Source organism: Trinickia sp. Y13, assembly GCF_029522115.1.
In the GTDB taxonomy this organism is placed as follows: Bacteria; Pseudomonadota; Gammaproteobacteria; order Burkholderiales; family Burkholderiaceae; genus Trinickia.
On the sequence record NZ_JAKWFK010000004.1, the window covers coordinates 466,175 to 491,049 of the forward strand.

Consider the following 24,875-nt stretch of genomic DNA (forward strand, 5'->3'; position numbering starts at 1 on the left):
ATCCGCTCCTCACGCCGCAACGACGGTCATCGATTCAATCACATTACGCATGTAGCCACCGGGATTCCAGTTTGGATTGTCCGGCTGCTGAACACCGTTATCGTTGACAGCCTTTACCTTCAGCACGAGTTGCCCCGCATGCCGCGGAAGGAACGACGCTTCCCAGCGACGAAAGCTGTATTTCCCATAATTCGGACCAAGCTTCGCGGGCGCCCATGTCATCCCGTTGTCTACCGAGAAATGTACCTGCCGAACGCCTGCGTCGCCCCCGAACGCAATACCGCGTATAGCCTGCGGCCTGCCGACATCCACGACAGCGCCGTCGCTCAGGTTCGTGATGAATGAGCGTGGCACCATCCGGTTGATCGGGACGGTCTTGACTCCGCTTTGGCCCGGTGACACGTTCGCATGAGGCGTGTCGGGAATCTGATACGCCTTGGCCATCCAGAAGTTGGTGTCCGGCGTGTCGATGACCTCGATGTCGTCGAGCATCTTCACCCAATAAGTCGAATACCACCCGGGCACGACCAATCGTAGGGGGAATCCGTTTAGAAGCGGCAACGGCTTGCCGTTCATTGCGAATGCCACCATTACTTCGCCATCGCGCGCGTGATCGACGCTCAGTGTTTTGACGAAGTCGGGGGTCGCCGCAATCACGCCTGCATCGGCCCCATTGAAGCGGACCTGAACCGCGCCCGCCTTCACGCCCGCGCGGTCCAGAATGTCCTTGAGGCGCACGCCCGTCCAGCGGGCGTTGCCCATCGCGCCATTGCCCCACTCGCCGCCTGCAACGCGGGGATTGAAAAAGCCGCGCGAGTTCCCCGCGCACTGGTTGACGGCGACGACCTCGACTCGCTCGAACTCCCTGGACAGCTCTGCAAGTCCGAGTACGACTTCGCGCTGCACCGCCCCATGAATCTTGACCCGGAAGCTGCGCGCGTCGACTCGCATCGGTACGTCGGCCACGTGCCAGCGCACGAAAAACCGATCGTTGGGCGTGAAAACGCCCTGATCGAAAACAGAGAATGGTGTCTCCAGCAACGGCGGTCGACTGCGGACCAGCAGCATCTCGCCTTTCTGCGGAAACGCCGTGGTCAATTCCCGCAGCCCGTTTTCAAACGGCAGCGTGATCGCATTCGCCGCTCTAGCAAAGTCTGACAGACCCCAAGTAAGGCAACCCGCGCTTGCCGCCATGAAGGATTGCAGCAACTGACGACGCCTGATGTTGTATTGGTCGATCATCGCTTTCTCCGAGTCCGCGAACAGGTGGGCACTTTCGTCGCGCCAGGAAGATTCAGCCTGTACCCGAATTAAATATATGCGCCCAGACGGTGAGGCTCTACGGGGAGTTACCCGCGAGTTTTATCTTCTCGAGCCAATCCAGTTTCACCTGAAGACGCAGATTCGGCTATGCCGCCGAAGGGTATATCGCCGACCGATCTCGCTGCACGCTATGCCGCCGCTCCAGGCCTCAGCTAAGCTTGTCCAGCAAGCTATACCATGCCACCCCCGCCGCGATGTAGAAACGCTGCAGCCCGTGCAAGGGAATCGGCGTAATCGGCGATTGCGGATATGGAAATGCGTTGCCGCTACCCGCGAGCCGCGCCGCGATGTGCTGTCCAAGGCTCGTGCATAACGCAATACCCCGCCCATTGCAGCCGAGCGCCATCGTCACACCCGGCGCGGGCTCGTGAATGTGCGGCATAAAATCCCGCGTGATGGCGATCCGCCCGGCCCAACGATATTCGTAGTCGAGTCGCCCCAATTGCGGAAACAGCAATTCCAGCGAGCGTTGAAGATGCGCAAAATCCTGTGGCCCTCGCGGTTCGGTAAAGAAGCCGCGCCCGCCCATCAACAAGCGGCCCGCCGCATCTTTACGGAAATACAGCAGCAGTCGCTGTGAGGTTGAAGCAGTTTCACCATGGGCGAGGATTGCTTGCGCATCCGCTGTTGCCAGTGGCCGAGTGGCGACGATGAAGCTGTTGGCGCTCAACACCGTCTGCGCCAATCCCGGCCACAGCGAGCCCGTGTAACCGTTGGTGGCAATCACCACTCGCTCAGCTCGGACCGCTCTGCCCGTGCTGGTGGTGGCCACCCAACGCGCGCCTTGCCGCTCGAGCTTGGCCACCGTTGTCCGGGCATGCACGGCAGCCCCTGCCTTTTGCACGGCACGAACGAGCCCACGCACATAAGCGAGCGGCTGAATCGCGCCGGCGCGACCGTCGAGCCAGCCGCCCGCGAAGGCGTCGCTGCCCACACGGCGCGCGACAGCCGCCCGGTCGAGCAACTCGACGTGCACGCCGCGTCGTTCCCACTGCCGCGCACGCGCATGCATGGCCGGCACGCCCTTCTCCGAATACGACAATTGCAGCCAGCCGGCACGCACCGGCTGGCAGTCGATTGCATGCCGGTCAATCAAATCGAAAACGAGATCGGCCGAGCTCGACACCGCGTCAATCAGCGGTTCAGCGCGCTCGGCGCCCAGCATGCGCACGAGATCGTCCGGATCGTGCTTGAGCGTTGGGTTGACCTGCCCGCCATTGCGGCCGGACGCACCCCAGCCGGGTTCATTGGCCTCCAGCACCGTCACCCCGGCGCCGCGATCCGTCGAGTGCAGCGCCGTAGAAAGCCCTGTGTATCCGCCGCCGATAATGAGCACGTCCGTGTCGATCGATTCCAGCAACGGCGGAACCGGCGGCGCCTCGGGCGCCGTTGCGGCCCAGAGCGACGGCGGCAATGGCTCACTCCGAGCAATATCGGTTTGCGGCATCGTCATAGGGCCGTATCTCGCGTTGTCGCCTCATCGGGTTTGTGCAACACGCGGCGCAGGAAATCCTGTGTACGCGGGTGACTTGGAGCACCCAGCACCTCCACCGCCTGCCCTTGTTCGGCGATGGTGCCGCTATGCAGGAAGCAGACGCGGTCGGCCACCTCGCGCGCAAAGCCCATCTCATGCGTCACCACGATCATGGTCATGCCTTCGCGAGCCAGCCTGCGCATTACTTCCAGCACATCGCCTACGAGCTCCGGATCCAGCGCGGAGGTAGGCTCGTCGAACAGCATCGCCTCCGGTTCCATCGCTAGGGCGCGTGCAATGGCTACGCGTTGCTGCTGGCCGCCGGAGAGTTGATTGGGATAAGCCTGTGCTTTCGCGACGAGGCCCACTTTGTCGAGCAGCGCCATCGCCTTGGTCCGCGCAGCGTCCGGACGCTCGCCCTTCACATAGACTGGGCCTTCCATCACGTTCTCGAGCACCGTGCGGTGAGGGAACAGATTGAACCGCTGGAACACCATGCCCATACGGCTTCGCAGCGCGTGGATTGCCTTGCTCGTGCGGTCAACGCGTTCGCCGAAAGCAACGATTTCGCCGCCGTCGTATGACTCCAGCCCATTAATGCACCGCAGGACAGTCGACTTGCCGGAGCCTGACGGGCCAATCAGGCACACCACCTCGCCTTTGGCCACCTCGAGGCTCACACCGCGCAGCACGTGGTGGTCGCCGAAACGTTTCTGCAACTCGCGGATCTCGATCATGCCTTGCTCCTCCCTGCCCCCATACGCCGCTCCAGCCGGCGCAGGCCATAGACCAGCGGCAAGCTCATCAGCAGGTAGAGCAGCGCAACCAACGTATACACGGTCATGTTTTGGAAAGTGGACGACGCGATCAGCTGTCCCGCGCGCGTCATTTCCGCCACGGTAATGGTGGACACGAGCGACGAATCCTTGAGCATCATCACGAGCGTGTTGCCGTAAGGGGGCAACGCGATACGGAAGGCCTGCGGCAGGATCACCCTGCGCATGATGAGCGCGCCGCGCATGCCCATCGCTTGTGCGGCTTCACGCTGTCCCCAGTCGACGGCCTCGATACCAGCTCGGAAGTTCTCCGCCTGGTAGGCGGAATAGGCAAAGCCCAGACCGATGACGCCCGCCTGCAACGCAGTCAGCTGAATCCCGATGTCGGGCAGTACGAAATAAATGTAGAAAAGCTGCACGATGATCGGCAGCCCGCGGATGACGTTGACGATGCTCGCGCCTGTAGCCGACAACACACGCACAGGCGATAGTCGGATCAATGCCAGGGCGAGGCCGATCACGCTGCTCAGCAGGAACGACAACACGGTCACCTGCACCGTAACCACCGCTCCCTTCAGCAGAATCGGCAGGAATGCTTGCGCTTGCTGGAGGAACGCAACTGGGCTCATGACGAATCACATGCCCCACTTCTGATCGATCGCCGCCAGCGTGCCGTCAGCTTTGATCTTGACAATGGCCTTGTTGATCCGTTGAAGGAGCTCGGCATCGCCTTTGCGCACTACGAGGCATACGTCGCCCACGTTCACGGGCTTGTAGCTGGAAACGAGCTTCACGCCGTGCAATGCATTCTGCCGGATCTGATAAGCGACGATCGGTTGATCCCCGAGACCCGCCTTGATCCGGCCGAGCGCTAGATCGCGCGTCATGTCGGCGATAGAGTCGTAGCTGCGCACTTCTTTGAAGATGCCCTTCTTGCTGAGCATGTCGAGAAACACCGTGCCGACCTGCGCACCCACCACTTCACCCTTGAGGTCATCGAGCGAGGTGTAGGCCTTGTTGTCGTCGGCGCGCACGAGCAAGCCTTCCCCATAGGAGTAAACCGGCTCCGAAAAGTCAACCACTTGAGCGCGTGCCGGTGTCTTCAGCATGGCCGCCGAGATGATGTCGATCTTGTTAGACGTGAGCGACGGAATCAGGGCCGAAAACACCGTTTGCTGCACGTTCACGTTGAAGCCTCCCGCCTTGCCTACGGCATTGACGGTGTCGACCATCATTCCCTGGATCGAATTGCTCTTTACGTCGAGGAACGTGAACGGCACGCCGGTCGCAGTGGCACCCACGTTATACGTGGGCGTGCCACCTTGCGCCCATCCAACGATCGCGTTGCCGAGCAGGCACAGGACCAATGCAGCGCGGCGCGAAAAAGAGACGAGGGACATCCGACACCTCCTGGCAAAAAGAAGAGTTACACAGCGAGATCCGATAATCGATGTTACAAAATCGCTAGACCATCATGGAAAACCATATATCGACGCATGAGAATCGATATGCGATTCTACAATCACCCCCAAACCGAAACGATCCGAAGGTATCGCTCCCTGCCATGACTGAAACTGACGACGCGCCCAATCTGCTGTTCAATCAGTCTTTGGAAAAAGGGCTTGCCGTACTGAGCGCGTTTGACGCACAGCGCCGCACCATGACGATTGCTGAAGTGGCGGCGGCAGCCGACATCAACAAAAGCTCGGCGCAGCGAATGGTTTTCACGCTCGAGCAGTTGGGTTATCTGCGCAAGCATCCGCAAACGCGCCGCTATCAGCTCACGCCCGCGGTCATGAAGATCGGCTTCAACTATCTCGCGACTAACACGCTCATCGACGTGGCTAACCCGTTTTTGGCCGAACTGACCAAGCTAACCACGGAAACATCGTGCTTGACCGAGCCGGATCAAGCCGAGATGGTCTACCTCGCCCGATTTGTGAGCGCGCACTTCGTGCCTGTGCATATGCCGATCGGCAGCCGCATTCCCATGTACTGCACAGCGTCCGGACGCGCCTACCTTTCAGCCCTGGCCGAGCCCGAAGCCCGCGCGATCGTCGAAGCTTCCAATCGCATCGCCCACACCAAGCACACGCGCACCGAAGTGGCACAGATCGTGGAAGCGTTGCGCGAGGCGCGCCAACGCGGCTACGCCACTAATCGCGAAGAGCTCTTTCTTGGTGACATGACCATCGCCGCGCCGGTCGTGAGCGCCAATGGTCGTCCGCTAGGTGCCATTCACCTAGTGGCGCCGACCGGCCGCTGGAGTCTCGAAGACATGGAAGCGAAGCTCGGCCCGCCGCTGTTGCAGTGCGCGCGAGCGATCAGTTCATCGGTGCGGGCATTGGGGTAGCGCGGAGGGCGGACACTCCGCACACGCTCGGCCAACAGCACGGTCAGATTAAAATCCTCATACTTCTCACTGACCGGTAGCCATGGCCTTGACCGACTTCCAAGAAGGCTACGTTTTGACGCGTCACTGGCGCGATTCCGGGACGCATACCGAAGTCGAATTCTGGCTGTCCACGCAAGCCGGGCCACGACTGTTACGTTTGCGCGATCAGCCGTGCGTGGCGTTCATCTCCGCGGACCAGCGCGCTGCGGCCGAGCAAGTATTGAATGGCGATACGCGAGCCGAACTGCGTCCGCTCTCGCTCAAGGACTTTCGACAACGTCCGGTGCTCGGGCTCTACACGCAGCAATACCGCCATCTCGCGGGGCTGGGCAAACGAATGGCGCAAGCAGGGGTCGACATCTATGAAGCCGATATCCAGCCGCCCGATCGCTACATGATGGAGCGATTCATCACGGCGCCCGTGCTGTTTCGCGGCGAAGCCGACGAACACGGCCGCCTGCTGAACGCAGAGATGAAGCCGGGAGCGCAATATCGCCCACGCCTCCGACTCGTGTCGCTCGACATCGAAACGAGCGCGCATGGGGAGCTTTATTCGATCGCGCTCGAAGGGTGCGGACAACGCCAGGTATTCATGCTCGGGCCCGAAAACGGCGACGCGGGCAGACTCGATTTCCAGCTCGACTACTGTGGCAGCCGCGCGCAAATGATCGAGCGTTTGAATGCGTGGTTCGCCGAGCACGACCCGGATGCGATCATCGGCTGGAACCTCGTTCAATTCGATTTGCGCATCTTGCGCGCGCACGCCGAGCAATGCCGCGTGCCGCTGCGCCTCGGGCGTGGCGGCACGCTGATGGAATGGCGCGAACACGGGGCGCGCGCGCAGCACTATTTCGCCGCGGCCGCCGGCCGTCTCATCATCGACGGGATCGAAGCGCTGCGCGCGGCCACCTGGAGCTTCCCATCGTTCAGCCTCGAATATGTCGCGCAATCTCTGCTCGGCGAAGGCAAATCGATCGACAATCCCTACCAACGCATGGAAGAGATCCAGCGCCGGTTCGACGAGGACAAGCCTGCGCTCGCACGATACAACCTCAAGGATTGCGAACTTGTCACGCGTCTCTTCGAGAAGGCGGATCTCATCGCCTTTTTGCTCGAGCGCGCTTCGGTGACCGGGCTGCCCATCGATCGAATGGGAGGATCGGTAGCGGCTTTCACTCATCTCTATCTTCCGCGCATGCATCGTCTCGGCTATGTCGCGCCGAATCTCGGCGATGTCGCGGGTGAGAACAGCCCGGGCGGGTTCGTCATGGATTCGCGTCCCGGCCTTTACGATTCGGTCCTCGTGCTCGACTACAAAAGCCTGTATCCATCGATCATCCGCACCTTTCTGATCGACCCTGTCGGGTTGATCGAAGGCTTATCCGATCCATCCGACGAGCAGTCCGTGCCAGGCTTTATCGGCGCGCGGTTTTCGCGACGCAAGCACTGCCTGCCGGAGATCGTACGTCAGGTCTGGGAAAGCCGCGATCGCGCCAAGCGTCAACACAACGCACCGCTTTCGCAGGCGCTGAAGATCATCATGAACGCGTTTTACGGCGTGCTCGGTTCATCGGGTTGCCGTTTCTTCGATCCTCGCCTCGCATCGTCGATCACGATGCGCGGGCACGAAATCATGCGGCAGACGCGCGAGCTGATCGAGGCGAAAGGCTACGACGTGATCTATGGCGACACTGATTCGACATTCGTCTGGCTCCGGCAACCTTACGCCGAGGATGACGCAGTAAAGATCGGCAATGCGCTCGCCGGGCACGTCAATACATGGTGGAAGGCGCATTTGCGCGAGCGCTACGGACTCGACAGCGCCCTCGAGCTGCAATTCGAGCGTCACTACTCGCGTTTTCTCATGCCGACGGTGCGCGGCGCGGAAGAAGGCAGCAAGAAGCGATATGCGGGGCTCACGCGCGCGCAGAACGGTGGCGATGACATCGTGTTCAAAGGGCTCGAAACTGTCCGCACGGATTGGACGCCGCTCGCCCAGCAATTCCAACGCGAACTGTATCGGCGCATATTCAAGCGCGAGCCTTATGCCGATTATGTTCGCGATTACGTGCGGCAAACGTTGAGGGGCGAACTTGACGATCAACTCGCCTACCGCAAACGCCTACGGCGCCCGCTGAAGGACTATCGCGCCAACGTGCCGCCGCATGTGCGTGCGGCGCGCGTGGCCGACGACTTCAACCGGGCGAAAGGGCGGCCGCTCCAGTATCAGAACGGCGGATGGATCAGCTATGTCATGACAGTAGCCGGCCCACAGCCGCTCGAGACGCTGGCGGCGCCGATCGATTACGGTTTCTATGTCGAGCGACAACTGAAACCCGTCGCCGATGCGATTCTCGCTTTCATGGGCAGCGACTTCGAAACCGTGATGTCAGGCCAGGCACGTCTTTTCTGATCGGCGCGGCACCGTTGAGATGGGTCTTCGCTTCGGCCCGTGCAATTCGAGATCAAGGCACAGACCCGCGCGTGTCTCGCATTCTCGGTCCTTCCTGCCGCCACACAATGCCCGCGTTGCAATGTTCAACATGAACGGACTCTATGATGAGCTTATGACTCAGCATCTGATCCGATAGAACAAGGCCATGGAAGCGCCTGTCCGACGCGCGGCAGCTGTCATCAAGAGCCGCTGATGTTTTCCTGTGAGCCGCCGGAGGGTCGATTACGATCGGGTGGGCGTCACAACACATGTCGTTCCGGGGTAAGAAAAGGGTGGTTTTCGGAAGGTCGACGGCGCTGCACCCGCTAACCTGGTGACATTGACTCCGGGAGCTGAGAATGCGGGCGCGGTCTCTGATGGGTGTGTTTGCTGCCGTTTTCGCGGCATTCTCCTGGTCGCTCAATTTTGTTGCGCCTTACGTGATCGGTCCGTACTCCATCTACGACCTGGCTGTGACGCGATTCCTGCTTTCGGGAATATTGGGCGCCGTTCTGTTCGTCGCCGTGAAGGATCGCGGTGCGCACGCGACCTTAGTAGACTGGCTGGTCGCGGCGTGGCTCGGCCTCGTCGGGTATGTGGGCTATTTCGTGACTATCATGTCAGCCGTGCGCTTCGCCGGGCCGATTGTCCCGCCAGCGATTGTCGCGACTGTACCCGTGGTGCTTGCCATTGTCGGGAATCAGGGCACACAGGCGACATCGTGGAGGGTTCTGAGTATTCCTCTGGGCTTCATCACGTTGGGCTTGATGATGGTGAACTCTTCCGGGTTGCTCGAGGCCCTCGATGGTTTGTCGACTCGAGTCGTCGCAGGCATCGCGATCTCATTTGGCGCAGTTTCACTCTGGACGGCCTTCGCCCTATCCAATCGGAACGCGCTGAGAAAGCGCCCGACGATGGACCCGAGGAAGTGGACGGCGATGATGATGATCGGTGGCGCGCTCGAGATTGCGCTTTTTATTCCACTTGCGGCACCACTGTCGCTGTTAAATATCACCAGACTTGGCATCCAGTGGTCGACATTCGGACTCGTTCTGGCGAGTTCAGTTGTTCTGGCCGCAGTAGGGTCGATTGGTGGTTCGTGGGCATGGACGATCGCATCGAAGAAGCTGCCAATAGGGCTTGCAGGCCAGCTTATCGTGACCGAGACGGTATTCGCGACGTCGTTCGGGCTCGTGGCAAGTCATCGGTGGCCTACGTTCAACGAGGCGTTCGGCATCGGCGCCATCGTTTGCGGGGTCGTTATAGCGTTGAAAGTCCTGCATTCACCGGCAGCACACTCAAACCGGATTTCCAGTTGAGTCGCGCTGGCGATGCGCCGCATGATTGACGCGGCCGCTTCGGGTCTAGAACCGGCCGCCGGTGCGAGGACTCGCGCATGCGGTCTGTCCAATCGTGCTCTCCCGGAATGCGCACGAAGCGTCATCCCGAGAGTGCGTTCGTCCAACGGCTGTCAGAGCCCGAAGTAAGTCTCGCGCACCGCGTCGCTCGCCTCGAGTTCCTGGCGTGTGCCCGACACGCGCACCTTACCGTGGTCGAGCAGATAGCCTCGGTCGGCCAAGTCGAGGAATGCGATGTTTTGCTCGGCGATCAGAAGCGACGTCCCGTCGCCGATCGCGGTGCGCAGCGCGTCGATCACGTTCTTGACGAACACCGGCGCAAGTCCCGAAGATGGCTCGTCCATCAGCAGCAAACGCGGCTCCGAGATCAAGACCTTCGCAATGCCGAGCATCTTGCGCTGCCCGCCCGACAAGCTCGCCGCCGCCGCGCGCCGCTTTTCCGCCAGCGCGGGGAAGAGTTCGAACAGCACTTCTCTGCGCTGACGAATCTTCGCTTTAGGCATGAAATAGCCGCCCAGGGCGATGTTCTCGTCGATCGACAGAGAGGGAAACACCCCGAGTTCGGACATGAACGCGATGCCGCGCTTGATCCGCTGGTCTGGCCGCATCTTGTCGATGCGCTCGTCGTCAAGCATGATGCGCCCACCGGTGCACGGCAGCAGTCCGATCAGCGTGCGCAACAGCGTGCTTTTGCCGGCGCTGTTCGCGCCGAGCAAGAGCACGGTCTGCCCGGGATCGACCTGCATGTCGACGCCCCAGAGCACCTGCATCGCGCCGTAGCCGGCTTGAACGCCTTCGATAACAAGGGATGCCGTCATCACACCGCTCCAATGAATGCCGCGATCACTTCGGGGTCGCGCGAAGCGGTCGCGAGCGGCCCTTCGAACAACATGCGTCCGGCGCCGAGCACGATCACGCGCTCGGTGATTCGGTTGAGAAATTCGAGCAGATGCTCGACCACGATCATTGCGATGCCACGCGCCGACAACTTCTCGAGCAGTTCGGCCATCACGTTGAGTTCGGCCGGGTTGAGCCCCGCGCCGATCTCGTCGACGAGCACAAGCTTCGGCCGAGTCGCCAGCGCGCGCCCCAGATCGAGCAGCTTTTGCTGATTCACCGTCAGCGAACCCGCGATACGCGTGGCCACACCGGCCAAGCCGATCTCGTCCAAGATGGCGTCGATCTCGCTCGGTTCGAGGCGCAGGCAGCGGCCGGCCACCTCGACGTTCTCACGCACGCTCATCTCCCGAAAGACCTTCGGCACCTGAAACGTCCGGTTGATGCCCAAATGCGCACGGCGGTACATCGGCAAACGGTTGATCTTGTGACCCATGAAGTCGATCACGCCGTCGTCGGCCTGCAGCAGCCCGGAGATGACGTTGATCGTCGTGGTTTTACCGGAGCCGTTCGGACCAACGAGGCCAACGATCTCGCCAGGTGCGACACCGAAGGTCACGTCGTTGAGCACGACCTGTGCGCCGAAGCGCTTGTTGACCCCGGCCAGTTGCAGCAGTTCAGAAGACATGGATACCCCGGCGTTGCAGCAAAGACAGGAGGCCGCCCGGCAAGAACAGCACGAGCAAGACGATGAGGCCGCCGTAGATGAACTGGAAGTACTGCGGCGTCGAAATGCCAATGGCGGCATACAACGTGTAAAGCAGCGAGGCGCCGACGATCGGTCCGATCACTGTGCCAACACCGCCGAACAGCACGAATACGATCGCGAACACGGAGAACTCGAGCGTGAAGACCGCATCTGGATAGAACACGGAGATCCCCCACGCATACACGCCGCCCGCAAGGCCGGCGACGAGCGCGGAGACGAGCCACGCGACAAGCCGCGTGCGCACGACGTCGATGCCGGCCATGGCCGCGCTGACGGGATCTTGCTTGACCGCGCGCAACGTCATGCCGAAGCCCGACTTGCGGAAGTACGCGGCGAGCGCACATGCAGCGAGCAGCACGCCCAGCATGCAGTAGTAACTTGCTTGCGGGTCGTAGACTTGTTCGATCTTGAGCCCGTACGGACCGCCCGTGATATCGGCGAGGTTCGGGTTCGACACGACGAAGAAGATGATCTGCGATGCCGCGAGGTTCGCAATCGAGAAGTACGCGCCGGACAGCCGCAACAGCGGGCCGAGGATGAGCCCGATCAGCGCCGCTGCGAGTCCGCCGCCCGCCACGCACATCAGCACCGGCAGGTGGGTATGCATGACGAGCAGCGACGTAGCATAGGCCCCGGTACCGAAAAAGCCGACGTAGCCGAACGGCAAATATCCGGTAAAGCCGTACAGCAGGTTGAGGCCCTGCGCGAGCACGATGAAGGTCATGATCGTAAACAGCAGCGACTGATTGCCGTATATGTGCGGCGCGACGGCAAACACCGCGGCTAACACCGCGAGCAAGATGGCGCCACCGCGGGCGCGGCGCAACGTGGTCGGTCGCGATTCGATCGAAGTGGATTTAAGCAAGACGCACCGCCTTTCCGAGCAAGCCCGAGGGACGAATGAGCACGATGATCAAGAGCAGCGCATACGGCACTACGTTCGACCAGGACGAGTAATAGGTTTGCATCAGCATCGTGCCGAGCCCGAACACGAGCCCGCCGGCGATCGTGCCGAGCGGATTGCCGAGCGAGCCGATGATCACGATCGCGAACGCGGTCGTGGTGAGGCTACCGCCAAGATCGGGCGACACCGAGCCGAGCAGATACGGCACGAACACGCCCGCAATGCCCGCGAGCGCAAGACCTGCGACGAACGCGATCGTCGAGACCCGGTGCACGTCGATACCGGTCGCCACCGCTTCTTCGCGGTTCGCCATCACGGCGCGCGTAGCGTAGCCCAGACGCGTGCGCGAGAAGTACAGCCAAAGTCCCACAAGCGCGGCGAGGCTGACGCCTGCTGCCCACCACCAGCTATCCGGGAATTGCTGACCGAACACGCCCAGATTGCCGCCGCCGAGCGCGTCCTCGGGCAATGAGCGCTGATCGGCGCCGAACGCGAGTACCGTCAAGGCTTCGAGCATCTGGCCGATGCCAAAAAAGAGAATGAACGACAGCATTTCGGGGTCTTCACTGCGTTGCAGCCGTGGCACCACGGCGCGGTAAAGCGGCCAGCCGATCACAATCGCGCCCACTACCGCGAGCGGTATCGCCCAGAGCGGATTGAGCCCGAAACGATTCGTGACGAGCCACGCTGTGTAGCCGCCAAGCACGATGAACTGCCCGTGCGCGAGGTTGATGATGCGCATGACGCCGAACACGAGGTTGAGCCCCAGGCCGACCAGCGTGAAGAAGATGCCGTACAGGATGCCGCCGACGACGGCATAAGCGAGAAGTTCCACGATCGTCCTTCGCAAACTAGGATGCCGCGGCCGGCGCCGGACTGCGCGCCGGCCGGGTCCTGATCAAAAAATGTTACGGACGCTTAGTGCTTCGGTGCGGGGAACACCGGCTTGCCCGTCGCATGATCGTCCGGATACACGACGACGAACTTCAACTTGTCCTTGCCGTCCGGCACCATTTGCGCGACCGGGAACGGCTGGCCGAGCTGCGCACCGTTCGCATTGATCTGGAATGCGCCGAGCAGCGTCGTGGTTTTGCCCGACATATCCATCAGCGCTTGATGGAAGTCGGCCTGCTCGAATTTCGGTGCATCCTCGAGCATCTTTTGCATCACGATGCCGGTGTTGTAGCCGGCCGAGTCGAGGAACGTCGGCGCTTTGTTGTCCGCAGCTTGGAACGCCTTTTCGAACTGCGCCGTGTTCATGCCGTAGGTGACCTTCTCATAGCGAACCAGCGGCGGCGTGGGATACGTGTACGTATAGGCGAGCGCATCGGTGCCGACGTTCTTCGTGAGCAGTTGCAGCAACTGGCCCGGGAAGATCGTGAAGGTCATGTCGAAGTGCAATCCGCTTTGCGAGAGCGCGCGCAAAAACGCGATGTCGTTCGGCGGATAGCCGAACTCGAGCAGTGCTTGCGGATCGGCGGCCTTGGCCGTGTGCAGCAGCACGTTGTAGTTCGATTCGTTCGTCGGGACGCTGTGATAGAACACGGGCTTCACCCCGCCCTTCTCGAGTTCGGCCTTCATCGTCTCCGCCTGCGACGCGTCAAAATCGTTCGCGCCGTAGATGATCGCCACGCGCTTGATCTGCTGCTTGAGCAGGAAGTTCGCGAGCGGGATCGGCCACACTGTCGACGACGGAATGCTGACGTCGGCGAGGTAGTCGGTCTTTTGCGTGAAGAAGTTCGCGCCCGAACCGGTCGGATCGATCAGCAGCATGTGGTGCTCGGCCGCCAGCGGCACAGCCACCGAAGTCAGCACCGAGCCGAAATCGGCCACGAGCACATCGACCTTGTCTTGCGTAATGAGCTGGTTATAGAGCGTCGTGGCAGTAGACGTCGAGCTCTGATCGTCGTACGCGACGAGCTTCACCGGGATCTTCTTGCCGAATGCTTTGACGAACACGCCGCCGGTCTTGTTGACGTCTTCAGCCCAGAACTTCAGACCTTCGTATTGACCTTGCGATGCCACAGCGAACGAACCGGAGCTCGCGTAGAGCGTGCCGATCTTGATTTCAGAAGGAGCGGACGCGGCATGCGCGCCGAAGCTGGCAATGGCGCAAGCCATGGCGGCAGCGGCGGCTTTCAGGACAGTAAGGGGCTTTCGGGTACGACGAGCGTCCATTGAGGGTCTCCTCTGGATGGGTGGTGAAACGATGAAATAGGCCGATCCGCTGTGCGTGACGGTGCAAGCCGACGCACTTGGCTCGGTTTTCCTGAATTTGAAAGGAAAAGAAAAGCGGCGTTAAAGCCAAGCGTAAACGCTCGAACTCATCAACCGTCTCTGAAGGACAGGTTCATTTGAAGTCTCCTTAGGGTTCGTTGGATGTTTTGAGATACATAAAGCAACTGCTATGCCAATTCGTGCATGCGGGCCGATCGCCTTGATACGCCGAGGCCTCGGCAGATTGTTCGTTGCGCGCTGTGCGAAAACCCGCAATTTCCCGGCAAGGGGCGGCTGAGAAATGTGACAGGTCCCGCCGCGACCTTGCCGCGGGCGGTAAGGTCAGCACGTCTACCTGGCGGAGAGCGCATCTCGACAGGGTCGACCAAGAAAGGACGGATGTCTAGCGGAACATACCGCCGATTGACTCGAAGCCGAATTTGCTTTCTCGAATCGGCGTTGAACTTTCAATTCGCGACGTTTTCGCATTCGCCACTACAACCATTCACAAGCCTCGCGCGAGCGACCCGTCTTCCGCGAATGCATGTCATTTAGTCCACGTATTGATTGCGTGTTTAGGCGCCGCCAGTAAGGAAGCGATTGACATTTAGCTTTCGAAATGCTCGGCCGCGACGACGATATCCGCTCGACGAACATCATCCGCAAGATTTGGGGTCTCGAGGCGATATCGCAGAAGAACAGTTTCGGCTGCTTAGGGCCAAGATCAGTGAACACAAACACCGCGTAACACCGCGGCTGGACTCGAGGCTCAAGGTTACGACTACGTCTACCCGATCGCCCTGCGATTCGCCGGCGAAATTAATGATTGGGAGATGGAAAATGAATTGAGCCTGCGCCCTGGCTTCAAGAGCGGCAGCGGACAAAGCATCAATGACTACCCTACCGCGAAAGCCGGGCAGTGGGCAGCGGTGTTGCGCGGCATGTCGCGCGCGATCAACGACGTGCGAACCAAAACGGCGGCCCCGTTGAGATCTGTCGTCCAGGCACCTCGCACGTCCGTCTCGTCATCGCGATTACACGACAGCACCCCTTCTCTACGCTGTCAGCGCTCAGTCGACATCCCACCTGGCCGAGTTGCACCCGACACGATTGAGCATCCCCGCCTATCAATCGCCATAGTCGCGCAGCCTTCAACCGCATTGGGGCACTCCGCGGTTTCCTCCATCGGGCTTATTCGACGCCTGCCAACATGCACGCAGGTATGCACATTCATGCGGCCGAGGGCAGGCATCGAATATCCCTTGACGACCCCGGTCCGATGCTGAACCACCGTTGCAGACCCAACCGGCCGCTTCATCGGCCAATAGCGGCCGATCGGATGCGAATGCTCACCCTTCTGCGACACCATTTCGTTGCCCGCGCCGCAACCAATGGCGCTTTAGGCACGGACCGCGCCGTCAGATGTGCGGACCGCCCTTGACCGTACCGCGTGTGTTACTTGACGGCAACGCCGGCCAGCTGCCCAATCCCGTCTGCCGTCTGTACGCCCACATGCCTTGCGACAACACCTAGGCCACCCACCACCGTGACACCTGTGTCGGCCACATCGAACTCGGTTCCTGCGACTGTGACCGTCCCCTTGATGTGGTCACTGCCGGCGAGCGCGCCAAAGAGTATCCGTGCCGCAACGGGCCTTTTCGTGAATTCACTGACGTGCAGCACGACCGGAGCGCCCGCCGCCGTAACCGGAATACCGATCTTCGTCATTTCGGCATGGAAAGCCCCGAGAAGATCCGCCTTCGCTTCGGAAGAAATGTCAAATGATCCAGTATCGATCTGCAATTCGCTCACACCGCCAGCAAGTGCGACGTGTACATCGTGCCCTCGGTCAGCGGGTAGAGGATTCATGGTTGGCGCTCCCGCACACCCGGCGAGGAGGAAGACGCAGGTCGCTGAAAGATGGATAAAACGCATTTTGTGTTTCCGGATTTGTTGTTTAGAAACTTGATGACCGGCAGTGCCGCGGCCAAGGCCTCAGCCGCGCTGCGGGTCAGAACTTTCCAAACCGCGAGAGCTGCGGTGTCGCCATCGGCTTGGTGAGTGAATATCGGCTGTGGGCGATCAGTTCTTTAGTGTTCTCGTAGTGCTCGGCATCGCTTAGTCAATCTGGGCCGGCCCACATGATAGAGCTATGGGCCGCCTATCGGCGAGCGGACTTCTTGATAGACGCTTGTCGCCAGTTGCGAGCACGCTGCTTGTAGGCGAAGCGTAACAGCATTGGTGACAAGCGCCTGCATAGGCTCATACGAATGTTCGATACCTCGCGGTCGCGAAGGTCCGCCGTGCCGATGGAATCGACATCCAATCGACTTCCGTGTCCGTCAACTCCCGTTTGCTATTGGGAGCGGTCCATATATATGTAGCTCGTCTGCTCGCTGATGCCATGCTTCTTCGCGACGTCGGCGACTGGCGACTTGCCTACCTTACGCAGGATCGTGACCATTTGCTCGTCGGTAAACCGGCTCTTCTTCATGACTTCCTTCTCCGTTGAAAGTCATTCTCTCAAGTTTCAGCTGGTCCGAAAATTCCAGGGCAGGTCATTCGCTCCTTCACTGAGTAATGCGAACCCTTTGTTTGTATATCGCCACGGCAATCGCCGAAATCATAGGCTGCTATCTCTCCCCTACTTGCGGCTCAAGGAAGGCAAGAGCGTCGCGCTGATGATCCCGGCCGCGCTATCGCTCGCCCTCCTCGCACGGCTCCTGACGCTGCATCCCGGCGCGGCGGGGCGAGTCTATGCGGCGTATGGCGGGGTATACATTAACGTCGCGCTGATCTGGCTCTGCCTCGTCGAAAGCATGCGGCCGACGACTTGGGACCGCGCCGGAGTGGCATTCTCGCTTCTCGGCAAGGCGATCGTCGCATTTCAACCGCGCTGATAAAAAGGTTGGCGCGCCTTAGGCTATCGCCGACGGGTGGCGGGCAAGCGCGGTCACCTTCAACTCCATGTACGGGAACAGAGGCAAGTTCGAAAGGATCGCATGCAGCTCGTCATGCGAATCGACATCGAACACACTGTAATTGGCATACTCACCGACGACGCGATGCAGTTGTTGCCACTTGCCTTGGCGCTGCAACTCCTGCGAATAGGCCCTTTCGCGCGCTTTGATTTCCTCTGCTTGGGCCAAGGGCATGTCAGACGGCAAGTGCACGTCCATCCTGACGAGATAAAGCATGTCGCTCCTCCAGTGAATGTCGAACGGCCGACGCGTGCGATTCGCGACGGCGCTATTGGTCGCGTCGATAGAACGCGAGCTTTTCTTCGTCGATGTGCAACCCGAGGCCGGGGCCTTCCGGTATATGCAACTCGAAGTCGCGATACTGCGGGCGAGCGGTCACGACATCGTCCTTGAGCAACAGCGGCCCGAAAAGCTCCGTGCCCCAATCCAACTGCGGCAAGGCGCAGAACCCATGCGCCGAAGCGATCGAACCGATACTGCTCTCGAGCATCGTCCCGCCGTACAGCGATATGCCCGCCGCATCGGCCACGGCCGCCGTGCGCAACATGCCGTATAGCCCGCCCGACTTGGCGATCTTCAGCGCGAATACATCGGCGCAGGCACCACGCGCCAATTCGAGCGCATCTTCCGGCCCTGCCACGGCCTCGTCGGCCATGATCGGCACGACGAAGCGCGAGGCAAGGCGTGCGAGTGCACCGCGCTGCTCGCGGGGCGTCGGTTGTTCGACGAGATCGATGCCGGCGGCTTCCAGCGCTGCGATTCCGCGAGCCGCTTGCGCTTCGCTCCATGCTTGATTGACGTCCACGGTCACCTTGGCCCGGTCGCCGAGCGCAGCTTTGATGCGCGCTACATGCGCGACATCGGCGTCCACACTGCGCCGGCCGATCTTTAGTTTGAAGACGTTGTGCCGGCGCTCGGCCAACAACCTCTCGGCTTCGTCGATGTCGCGCTGCGTCTCCCCGCTCGCAAGCGTCCACAGCACGGGAAGCGCGGCACGTGCCGCGCCGCCGAGGAGCGCGGATACCGGCACGCCGAGGCGTTTGCCCTGCGCATCGAGCAACGCCGTCTCGATGGCGCACTTGGCGAAGCGGTTGCCGCGCGCGACTTTGTTCAGCCTCAGCATCGCCGCGTTCGGATTGGTTGCATCCAATCCAATCAACGCCGGGGTCAGGTAGGTGTCGATGGTGAGCTTGATGCCTTCCGGACTCTCCTCACCGTAAGACAGGCCGCCTATCGTCGTGGCTTCGCCGATTCCTTCGATACCGTCGCTCGAGCGTAGACGGACGATGACTACCGTCTGCCGTTGCATCGTCGTCATTGCGAGTTGGTGTGCGCGAATGGTCGGAAGGTCGACGAGAATCGCTTGGACAGACGTGATCTGAGCGTTCATACCTAAACGGATGCAGTGGAGTGAGTGGTTGCAGTATTGCGTGCGCAACAAACACGTGTCCAACACCATCGACGTCTAGTGCAATACCCGCCGGGTATAGCGGCGCTACCGACCGGAATCCGTTCGAGGCACGTGAGGGATCTGCTCCTCTTCGTACAGCCGATAGATGAGTTCGAGCATCTCGCGAATATCGCGCGATTCGTCGAGCAAGCGCGTGCTCATGATGAGCGGCGACACCAGCGTGGGATCGTCGAGTTCCTTATAGCCGACGTCGTCGCGCTTCAGTCCGTGCACACTGCTCGGTACCACCGACACGCCCTCGCCCGCCGCGACGAGCCCGAGCGCGATCTGCAATTCGCGCACGTCATAGATGCGCCGCGGTTTGAGGGCGCGGTCGTCGAACGCGGCCAGTACCTGGTCCGCGTAGCTGGGCCGCGGCGACTTGGGGAAGATGATCAGCGTTTCGTTGACGAGGTCGCGCAGGCTCAACACCGGCTTGGTGCTCAGAAGCGGGTGCCCGACGGGAAGCGCGACGATGAGCTTCTCCTCGCGCAGCACGATGCGCCTAATGTTCGCTTCCTCATGACGAATACGGCCAAAGCCCACGTCGATGCGCCCGTCCTTGAGCGCACGCAGCTGGTCCATCGTCGACATCTCGTGCAGGCTCAACTCCACGACGGGGTTTTCGTCGCGAAAGCGCCGGATGATCTTGGGCAAGAGCCCATACAACGTCGACCCGACGAAGCCCACCGACAGGCTGCGCTCGATGTTGCCGACGCGCTTGGTCATCGATTCGAGCTCGGCTGTTTGCGCGAGCAGTTGGACGGCGTGGGAATAGAAGAACTTGCCGGTTTCCGTCAGCTTCAGCGGGCGCGAGTTGCGCTCGAACAGTTGGACGCCGAGCGTCTCTTCGAGCTGCTGGATCTGGCGACTAAGCGGCGGCTGAGCGATATGCAGCCGCTGCGCCGCGCGCGTGAAATTGCGTTCCTCGGCCACTGCCACGAAATACCGCAGGTGTCGCAACTCCATTCTCTATACCTACCGGATATAGCCCAATACTAAATCAGTGTTGGACCATGGGTTTGAGGGTCCTCTATTCTGCATTCACAGGCTGTTTTATGGCGGGATTATACCTTCTGAGCATAGCCCTGCCGAACGCCGTCACGGGTTTACCCCACGGAAAAAGCACAGAGACAAGGAGCAGACGATGAGCGCGAAAGTGTTCGAAACAAAGGAAGTGCAAGACTTGCTGAAGGCTGCCGCCAACCTGAACGGCCAGGGCGGTCATGCTCGAACGAAAGCGGTCACGCACCGCTTGCTGAGCGCCGTATTCAAGGCAATCGACGAACTCGACGTGACGCCCGATGAAGTCTGGGCGGCGGTCAGCTACTTCAACAAGCTGGGGCAAGACGGCGAAGCGGCACTGCTCGCCGCGGGGATGGGCCTGGAGAAATACCTCGACATCCGCATGGATGCCGCCGACCGCGAAGCCGACATCCACGGCGGCACGCCGCGCACGATCGAAGGCCCGCTGTACGTTGCCGGAGCGCCCGTGCGCGAGAGCGATCGAAGATCGATCTCGACGCCGACGAGAACGCCAGCCCGCTCGTTATCCGCGGCACGGTGACCGCAAGGGACGGCAAGCCCGTCGCCGGCGCAGTGGTGGAATGCTGGCATGCCAATTCGAAGGGCTTTTATTCGCACTTCGATCCGACGGGCGCACAAAGCCCGTTCAATTTGCGCGGGGCGGTCAAAACGGGCGCCGACGGCAAATACGAATTTCGCACGTTGATGCCTGTCGGCTATGGATGCCCTCCGCAAGGCGCCACTCAGCAACTGCTCGACGCGTTGGGGCGACACGGGAATCGGCCGGCACATGTCCACTTTTTCGTGACGTCTGAGCACAACCGCAAACTCACGACGCAGATCAACATCGAGGGCGACCCGTTGATCTGGGACGACTTCGCCTACGCTACCCGCGAAGAATTGGTGCCGCACGTCGTCGAGAAAACGGGTGGCAAAGCCCTCGGGCTGAAGGCCGACGCCTACAAGGAGATCGAGTTCAATCTCGCGTTGACACCTTTGGTTCAAGGCAAGGATAACCAACTCGTCAATCGCCCACGCGCAGCCGCGTTGGCCTGACCGTCCCGGCGCGGCGGCGCGCATCGGCGCTGCCCCGCGCAATGCTTCCTGCGAATTTTTCGATACCGCGCGGGCACCTCGATCACGAGCTGCCCGCATGGGGAGAGCACGTATGCCCGCCACCAACGCTACCACGACTACCGCCACCCTTGCCCCAGCCAGGCAACTCGAAGCACTCGTGCAAAGCGCCGTTCAGGACGACCCGCAAAGCGGCATATTCCGCTGCCGACGCGATATCTTCAGCAACGCCGATTTGTTCGAACTCGAGATCAAGCATATCTTCGAGCGCGGCTGGGTGTATCTCGCACACGAGAGCCAGATACCCAACGTCAACGATTACTACACCACGTGGATCGGCCGCCAGCCCGTTGTCGTCACGCGAGACAAAAGCGGGCAGTTGCACGCGGTGATCAATGCGTGCGCGCACAAGGGCGCCATGCTCTGCCGGCGCAAACACGGCAACAAGGGCAGCTTCACCTGCCCGTTCCACGGTTGGACTTTCTCGAACACCGGCACGCTGCTGAAGGTGAAGGACGAGAAAACCACCGAGTATCCCGTGCAATTCAACAAGCAAGGCTCGCACGACTTGAAACGCGTCGCGCGCTTCGAGTCGTATCGCGGGTTCCTGTTCGGCAGTCTGAACGCGGACGTCATGCCGCTCGGCGACTACCTGGGCGAGGCCAGGCTGATTATCGATCAGATCGTCGAGCAGGCGCCAGACGGCCTGGAGGTGTTGCGCGGCAACTCCTCCTATATCTACGACGGCAACTGGAAAATGCAGATGGAGAACGGCTGCGACGGCTACCACGTCAGCACCGTTCACTGGAACTACGCGGCGACGATGGGGCGGCGCAACGTCGAGGGCACGAAGGCCGTCGATGCGAACAGCTGGAGCAAGTCCGTCGCCGGCGTGTATGGGTTCGAGCATGGACACATTTTGTTGTGGACAAGAACGATGAACCCGGAAGTGCGACCGGTTTATGCGCATCGCGACGAAATCCGTGCCCGGGTGGGCGACGACAAAGCGGACTTCATCGTCAATCAAACGCGCAACCTGTGCCTCTACCCGAACGTGTTCCTGATGGACCAGTTCAGCACGCAGATCCGCGTGATACGACCCATCAGCGTCGACAAAACCGAGGTCAGCATTTTCTGCTTCGCGCCGAAAGGCGAGAGCGCGCAGGACCGGGCGCTGCGCATTCGGCAATACGAAGACTTCTTCAACGTCACGGGCATGGGCACGAGCGACGACCTCGAGGAGTTTCGGGCGTGTCAGGTCGGTTACGGCGGCAGCACGACGATGTGGAACGACCTGTCGCGCGGCGCGCCGCTGTGGGTTCGCGGGCCCGACGAAAACGCGAAGCGCATGGGCCTGAACCCTCGTATCTCGGGCGAGCGCAGCGAAGACGAGGGACTCTTCGTGTCGCAGCATGAATACTGGGCCGACGTGATGCGCGAGGCATTGCGGCAAGAGCAAGCGGAGGCAGGGCAATGAACTTCGAACACCATAAAATTTGCGCGGCGCTGTATCGCGAGGCACGCTTGCTCGACGACCGCCAGTGGGACGAGTGGCTGGCTTGCTATACCGAGGACGTCAGCTACTGGATGCCGGCGTGGGACGACGACGATCGTCTCACCGACGATCACGAGAGCCAGATCTCGTTGATGTACTACCCGAACCGTTGTGGGCTGGAAGACCGCGTATTTCGCATCAAGACTGAGCGCAGCGGCGCGTCGATGCCGGAGCCGCGCACGAGCCATACCGTCTCCAACGTGGAGGTGCTGGCCCAACGCGAGCATGAAGCGGACGTTCGATACAACTTCAACACGCTCAATCACCGCTACAAGATCACCGATCAATTCTTCGGCACGATTTTCGTCACGCTGCGAAACGTCGACGACCGCTTGCTGATTGCGCGCAAGAAGATCGTGCTGAAGAACGACTATATCCGCCAAGTACTCGACGTCTATCACGTTTGATGCCGACTCGGGGACGGGACGGAACGCAGGAGGCAACGATGTCCAGCTACACCATTGCGCTTAACTTCGAGGACGGTGTGACCCGTTTCGTCGAATGCAAAGCGGGCGAGAAGGTGCTCGATGCAGCCTTTCGCGCCAAGATCAATTTGCCGATGGATTGCTCCGACGGCGTATGCGGCACATGCAAATGCCGCGCGGAAAGCGGGGTCTACGATCTAGGTGACGACTATATCGAGGACGCCCTTAGCGACAACGAAAAGGAACGCGGGCTCGTCCTCACGTGTCAAATGAAGCCGCAGAGCGATTGCGTCATCGCGGTGCCCGCTTCCTCGACGGCATGCAAGACGGCGCAAACCCATTTCACTGCGACCGTCACGAAAGTGCAGGCGCACAATGACGCGGCGGTCGTGCTCGAATTGGACAGCGGCGCCTGGGCGCCATGCTTTCTGCCAGGGCAATACGTCAATATCCAAGTGCCCGGTAGCGAGCTGCATCGATCGTATTCGTTCTCGTCCGCGCCCGGAGAATCGCGCATCGGTTTCCTGATCAAGAAGATCCCCGGTGGCCTGATGAGCACGTGGCTCGAATCGGCGCGTCCGGGCGATCGGGTCGAATTGGCCGGGCCGCTCGGTAGCTTTTATCTGCGCGCCGTCGAAAGGCCGGTGCTGTTTTTGGCCGGCGGCACGGGGCTCGCACCGTTTCTGTCGATGCTCGAAGTGCTGGCCCGTGCGCGGTCGACACAGGCCATTCACCTCGTGTACGGGGTGACGCGCGATTGCGATCTCGTCGAGGTCGAGCAGATCGAATCGTACCGGGCGAAATTGCCCAACTTCACCTACAGCACGGTCGTGGCCGACGCCGATTCGACTCATCCGCGCAAGGGATGGGTGACCCAGCACCTTCCACCCGAGGCACTGAATGACGGCAACGTCGATGTCTACCTATGCGGCCCGCCGCCGATGGTCGACGCCGTGCGTCAGCATTTCGACGACCACGGAGTGACCCCCCGCAGCTTCCACTACGAGAAGTTCACGCCTAACACCGCGGCGGTGCCAGCATGAACGCGCGGCGATTTGCGGGCAAGACGATGATCGTGACGGGCGCGGCGCAAGGGATCGGGCGCGGCGTCGCGTTGCGCGCGGCGGCCGAAGGGGCTAGCGTCGTGCTCGTCGACCGCGCCGACTTCGTGCACGACGTGGCCGCCGAGGCCGAAGGCGCATCAGCCACCGGGTGGATGGCCGACCTGGAAACCTATGAGGGTGCGGCTTCCGCGGTGGCATTCGCGCTTCGTACGTTCGGGCGCATCGACATTTTGATCAACGGCGTGGGCGGCGCCATTCGCATGCGGCCGTTCGCGGCGTTCGAGCCGGCCCAGATCGATGCGGAAATTCGACGTTCGTTGATGCCGACGCTGTACGCCTGCCACGCCGTACTGCCAGCGATGCTCGAAGGCGGGGGTGGCACGATCGTCAATCTGTCGTCGAATGCGACGCGCGGGATTCGACGCGTGCCGTATTCGGCGGCCAAGGGCGGCATCAATGCGCTGACGCAGTCGTTGGCGATGGAGTACGCCGAGCACAACATCCGTGTGGTGGCGACGGCACCCGGTGGCACAGACGCGCCGCCGAGGCGAATACCGCGCAATGCGTCCGGCGACACCGAACAAGAAAAGGCATGGATGGCGGAAGCGGTGGCGCAGGTGACGCAAGCCACGTTCTTCAAACGATACGGCAGCATCGAAGAACAGGTGGCCCCCATTTTGTTTTTGGCCTCCGACGAGGCCGCCTATATCACGGGCACCGTTCTGCCTGTCGCAGGCGGCGATAACGGCTGAGGCGCGGGTATTGGAATCCGAAAGATCGATCACCACACACTGTGAAAACACAAAAGTACTC

General features: G+C 61.0%; 21 protein-coding genes and 3 pseudogenes. 9 read left to right on the plus strand and 15 right to left on the minus strand.

What is annotated here, in order from left to right; translation table 11 throughout:
* Positions 1–9: 9 nt before the first annotated feature.
* The 5 genes from MMB74_RS10660 to MMB74_RS10680 all read right to left on the minus strand — a co-directional run bounded on the left by MMB74_RS10660 (position 10) and on the right by MMB74_RS10680 (position 4,973).
* Entirely contained in the window at positions 10–1,242 is a 1,233-nt protein-coding gene (locus MMB74_RS10660; protein ID WP_277428587.1) for a molybdopterin-dependent oxidoreductase, read from the minus strand.
* 229 nt (positions 1,243–1,471) lie between these two features.
* On the minus strand, positions 1,472–2,776 hold the full coding sequence (locus tag MMB74_RS10665) for an FAD-binding oxidoreductase (RefSeq protein ID WP_277428588.1): 1,305 nt from the start codon (positions 2,774–2,776) through the stop codon (positions 1,472–1,474).
* Positions 2,773–3,534, minus strand: a complete 762-nt coding sequence (locus MMB74_RS10670; RefSeq protein WP_277428589.1) for an amino acid ABC transporter ATP-binding protein — start codon at positions 3,532–3,534, stop codon at positions 2,773–2,775. The genes MMB74_RS10665 and MMB74_RS10670 overlap by 4 nt, the downstream gene beginning before the upstream one ends.
* On the minus strand, positions 3,531–4,202 hold the full coding sequence (locus tag MMB74_RS10675; RefSeq protein ID WP_277428590.1) for an amino acid ABC transporter permease: 672 nt from the start codon (positions 4,200–4,202) through the stop codon (positions 3,531–3,533). The genes MMB74_RS10670 and MMB74_RS10675 overlap by 4 nt, the downstream gene beginning before the upstream one ends.
* A 6-nt stretch (positions 4,203–4,208) precedes the next feature.
* Complete coding sequence (locus MMB74_RS10680) at positions 4,209–4,973, minus strand: ABC transporter substrate-binding protein (RefSeq protein ID WP_277428591.1); 765 nt, start codon at positions 4,971–4,973, stop codon at positions 4,209–4,211.
* Positions 4,974–5,137: 164 nt separating this feature from the next.
* On the opposite strand from MMB74_RS10680, the gene MMB74_RS10685 reads away from it, so the two are divergent.
* From MMB74_RS10685 to MMB74_RS10695, 3 genes are all read left to right on the plus strand, one after another.
* Positions 5,138–5,926 (plus strand): IclR family transcriptional regulator, encoded by a 789-nt coding sequence (locus MMB74_RS10685; protein ID WP_277428592.1) that lies wholly within the window; start codon positions 5,138–5,140, stop codon positions 5,924–5,926.
* A gap of 88 nt (positions 5,927–6,014) precedes the next feature.
* Positions 6,015–8,381, plus strand: coding sequence for a DNA polymerase II (locus MMB74_RS10690; RefSeq protein ID WP_277428637.1), 2,367 nt, complete (start codon positions 6,015–6,017; stop codon positions 8,379–8,381).
* Positions 8,382–8,779: 398 nt separating this feature from the next.
* Complete coding sequence (locus MMB74_RS10695) at positions 8,780–9,721, plus strand: DMT family transporter (RefSeq protein ID WP_277428593.1); 942 nt, start codon at positions 8,780–8,782, stop codon at positions 9,719–9,721.
* A gap of 152 nt (positions 9,722–9,873) precedes the next feature.
* Here the strand turns inward: MMB74_RS10695 and MMB74_RS10700 are convergent, their stop codons facing one another.
* The 7 genes and pseudogenes from MMB74_RS10700 to MMB74_RS10730 form a co-directional block, all read right to left on the minus strand.
* Positions 9,874–10,578, minus strand: coding sequence for an ABC transporter ATP-binding protein (locus MMB74_RS10700; protein ID WP_277428594.1), 705 nt, complete (start codon positions 10,576–10,578; stop codon positions 9,874–9,876).
* The gene (locus MMB74_RS10705) at positions 10,578–11,285 is read right to left on the minus strand and encodes an ATP-binding cassette domain-containing protein (RefSeq protein ID WP_277428595.1); all 708 of its coding nucleotides are present in this window, start codon (positions 11,283–11,285) and stop codon (positions 10,578–10,580) included. The genes MMB74_RS10700 and MMB74_RS10705 overlap by 1 nt, the downstream gene beginning before the upstream one ends.
* Complete coding sequence (locus MMB74_RS10710; protein WP_277428596.1) at positions 11,275–12,231, minus strand: branched-chain amino acid ABC transporter permease; 957 nt, start codon at positions 12,229–12,231, stop codon at positions 11,275–11,277. Before MMB74_RS10710 ends, MMB74_RS10705 begins: the two co-directional genes overlap by 11 nt.
* Positions 12,224–13,105: a branched-chain amino acid ABC transporter permease gene (locus tag MMB74_RS10715; RefSeq protein ID WP_277428597.1), complete on the minus strand. Its 882-nt coding sequence runs from the start codon at positions 13,103–13,105 to the stop codon at positions 12,224–12,226. Before MMB74_RS10715 ends, MMB74_RS10710 begins: the two co-directional genes overlap by 8 nt.
* A gap of 83 nt (positions 13,106–13,188) precedes the next feature.
* The gene (locus MMB74_RS10720; RefSeq protein ID WP_277428598.1) at positions 13,189–14,448 is read right to left on the minus strand and encodes an amino acid ABC transporter substrate-binding protein; all 1,260 of its coding nucleotides are present in this window, start codon (positions 14,446–14,448) and stop codon (positions 13,189–13,191) included.
* Between the two features lie 1,494 nt (positions 14,449–15,942).
* On the minus strand, positions 15,943–16,356 hold the full coding sequence (locus MMB74_RS10725; RefSeq protein ID WP_277428599.1) for a hypothetical protein: 414 nt from the start codon (positions 16,354–16,356) through the stop codon (positions 15,943–15,945).
* 511 nt (positions 16,357–16,867) lie between these two features.
* Positions 16,868–16,981 (minus strand): annotated as a pseudogene (locus MMB74_RS10730) (transposase); the annotation flags it as partial.
* Between the two features lie 86 nt (positions 16,982–17,067).
* On the opposite strand from MMB74_RS10730, the pseudogene MMB74_RS10735 reads away from it, so the two are divergent.
* A pseudogene (locus MMB74_RS10735) lies at positions 17,068–17,387 on the plus strand (YnfA family protein).
* 18 nt (positions 17,388–17,405) lie between these two features.
* Here the strand turns inward: MMB74_RS10735 and catC are convergent.
* From catC to MMB74_RS10750, 3 genes are all read right to left on the minus strand, one after another.
* Positions 17,406–17,684: a muconolactone Delta-isomerase gene (gene catC, locus MMB74_RS10740; RefSeq protein WP_277428600.1), complete on the minus strand. Its 279-nt coding sequence runs from the start codon at positions 17,682–17,684 to the stop codon at positions 17,406–17,408.
* Between the two features lie 52 nt (positions 17,685–17,736).
* Positions 17,737–18,858, minus strand: coding sequence for a muconate/chloromuconate family cycloisomerase (locus MMB74_RS10745; RefSeq protein ID WP_277428601.1), 1,122 nt, complete (start codon positions 18,856–18,858; stop codon positions 17,737–17,739).
* 105 nt (positions 18,859–18,963) lie between these two features.
* Entirely contained in the window at positions 18,964–19,887 is a 924-nt protein-coding gene (locus MMB74_RS10750; protein ID WP_277428602.1) for a LysR family transcriptional regulator, read from the minus strand.
* Between the two features lie 178 nt (positions 19,888–20,065).
* On the opposite strand from MMB74_RS10750, the pseudogene catA reads away from it, so the two are divergent.
* The 5 genes and pseudogenes from catA (at position 20,066) to benD (ending at position 24,814) form a co-directional block, all read left to right on the plus strand.
* Positions 20,066–21,000, plus strand: a pseudogene (gene catA / locus MMB74_RS10755) (catechol 1,2-dioxygenase).
* 112 nt (positions 21,001–21,112) lie between these two features.
* Positions 21,113–22,495 (plus strand): Rieske 2Fe-2S domain-containing protein, encoded by a 1,383-nt coding sequence (locus tag MMB74_RS10760; RefSeq protein WP_277428603.1) that lies wholly within the window; start codon positions 21,113–21,115, stop codon positions 22,493–22,495.
* A complete protein-coding gene (benB, locus tag MMB74_RS10765; RefSeq protein ID WP_277428604.1) occupies positions 22,492–22,980 on the plus strand; it encodes a benzoate 1,2-dioxygenase small subunit in 489 nt (162 codons plus the stop codon). Before MMB74_RS10760 ends, benB begins: the two co-directional genes overlap by 4 nt.
* Before the next feature lie 38 nt (positions 22,981–23,018).
* Positions 23,019–24,041, plus strand: a complete 1,023-nt coding sequence (gene benC, locus MMB74_RS10770; protein WP_277428605.1) for a benzoate 1,2-dioxygenase electron transfer component BenC — start codon at positions 23,019–23,021, stop codon at positions 24,039–24,041.
* The gene (benD, locus tag MMB74_RS10775; RefSeq protein WP_277428606.1) at positions 24,038–24,814 is read left to right on the plus strand and encodes a benzoate diol dehydrogenase BenD; all 777 of its coding nucleotides are present in this window, start codon (positions 24,038–24,040) and stop codon (positions 24,812–24,814) included. Before benC ends, benD begins: the two co-directional genes overlap by 4 nt.
* Positions 24,815–24,875: the final 61 nt, after the last annotated feature.

Bases quoted from the DNA above. Each gene is read 5' to 3' on its own strand.
- MMB74_RS10660 (WP_277428587.1), bottom strand. From the start codon at position 1,242: ATGATCGACCAATACAACATCAGGCGTCGTCAGTTGCTGCAATCCTTC.
- MMB74_RS10665 (WP_277428588.1), bottom strand. From the start codon at position 2,776: ATGACGATGCCGCAAACCGATATTGCTCGGAGTGAGCCATTGCCGCCG.
- MMB74_RS10670 (WP_277428589.1), bottom strand. From the start codon at position 3,534: ATGATCGAGATCCGCGAGTTGCAGAAACGTTTCGGCGACCACCACGTG.
- MMB74_RS10675 (WP_277428590.1), bottom strand. From the start codon at position 4,202: ATGAGCCCAGTTGCGTTCCTCCAGCAAGCGCAAGCATTCCTGCCGATT.
- MMB74_RS10680 (WP_277428591.1), bottom strand. From the start codon at position 4,973: ATGTCCCTCGTCTCTTTTTCGCGCCGCGCTGCATTGGTCCTGTGCCTG.
- MMB74_RS10685 (WP_277428592.1), top strand. From the start codon at position 5,138: ATGACTGAAACTGACGACGCGCCCAATCTGCTGTTCAATCAGTCTTTG.
- MMB74_RS10695 (WP_277428593.1), top strand. From the start codon at position 8,780: ATGGGTGTGTTTGCTGCCGTTTTCGCGGCATTCTCCTGGTCGCTCAAT.
- MMB74_RS10700 (WP_277428594.1), bottom strand. From the start codon at position 10,578: ATGACGGCATCCCTTGTTATCGAAGGCGTTCAAGCCGGCTACGGCGCG.
- MMB74_RS10705 (WP_277428595.1), bottom strand. From the start codon at position 11,285: ATGTCTTCTGAACTGCTGCAACTGGCCGGGGTCAACAAGCGCTTCGGC.
- MMB74_RS10720 (WP_277428598.1), bottom strand. From the start codon at position 14,448: ATGGACGCTCGTCGTACCCGAAAGCCCCTTACTGTCCTGAAAGCCGCC.
- MMB74_RS10725 (WP_277428599.1), bottom strand. From the start codon at position 16,356: ATGAATCCTCTACCCGCTGACCGAGGGCACGATGTACACGTCGCACTT.
- catC (WP_277428600.1), bottom strand. From the start codon at position 17,684: ATGCTTTATCTCGTCAGGATGGACGTGCACTTGCCGTCTGACATGCCC.
- MMB74_RS10745 (WP_277428601.1), bottom strand. From the start codon at position 18,858: ATGAACGCTCAGATCACGTCTGTCCAAGCGATTCTCGTCGACCTTCCG.
- MMB74_RS10750 (WP_277428602.1), bottom strand. From the start codon at position 19,887: ATGGAGTTGCGACACCTGCGGTATTTCGTGGCAGTGGCCGAGGAACGC.
- MMB74_RS10760 (WP_277428603.1), top strand. From the start codon at position 21,113: ATGCCCGCCACCAACGCTACCACGACTACCGCCACCCTTGCCCCAGCC.
- benB (WP_277428604.1), top strand. From the start codon at position 22,492: ATGAACTTCGAACACCATAAAATTTGCGCGGCGCTGTATCGCGAGGCA.
- benC (WP_277428605.1), top strand. From the start codon at position 23,019: ATGTCCAGCTACACCATTGCGCTTAACTTCGAGGACGGTGTGACCCGT.
- benD (WP_277428606.1), top strand. From the start codon at position 24,038: ATGAACGCGCGGCGATTTGCGGGCAAGACGATGATCGTGACGGGCGCG.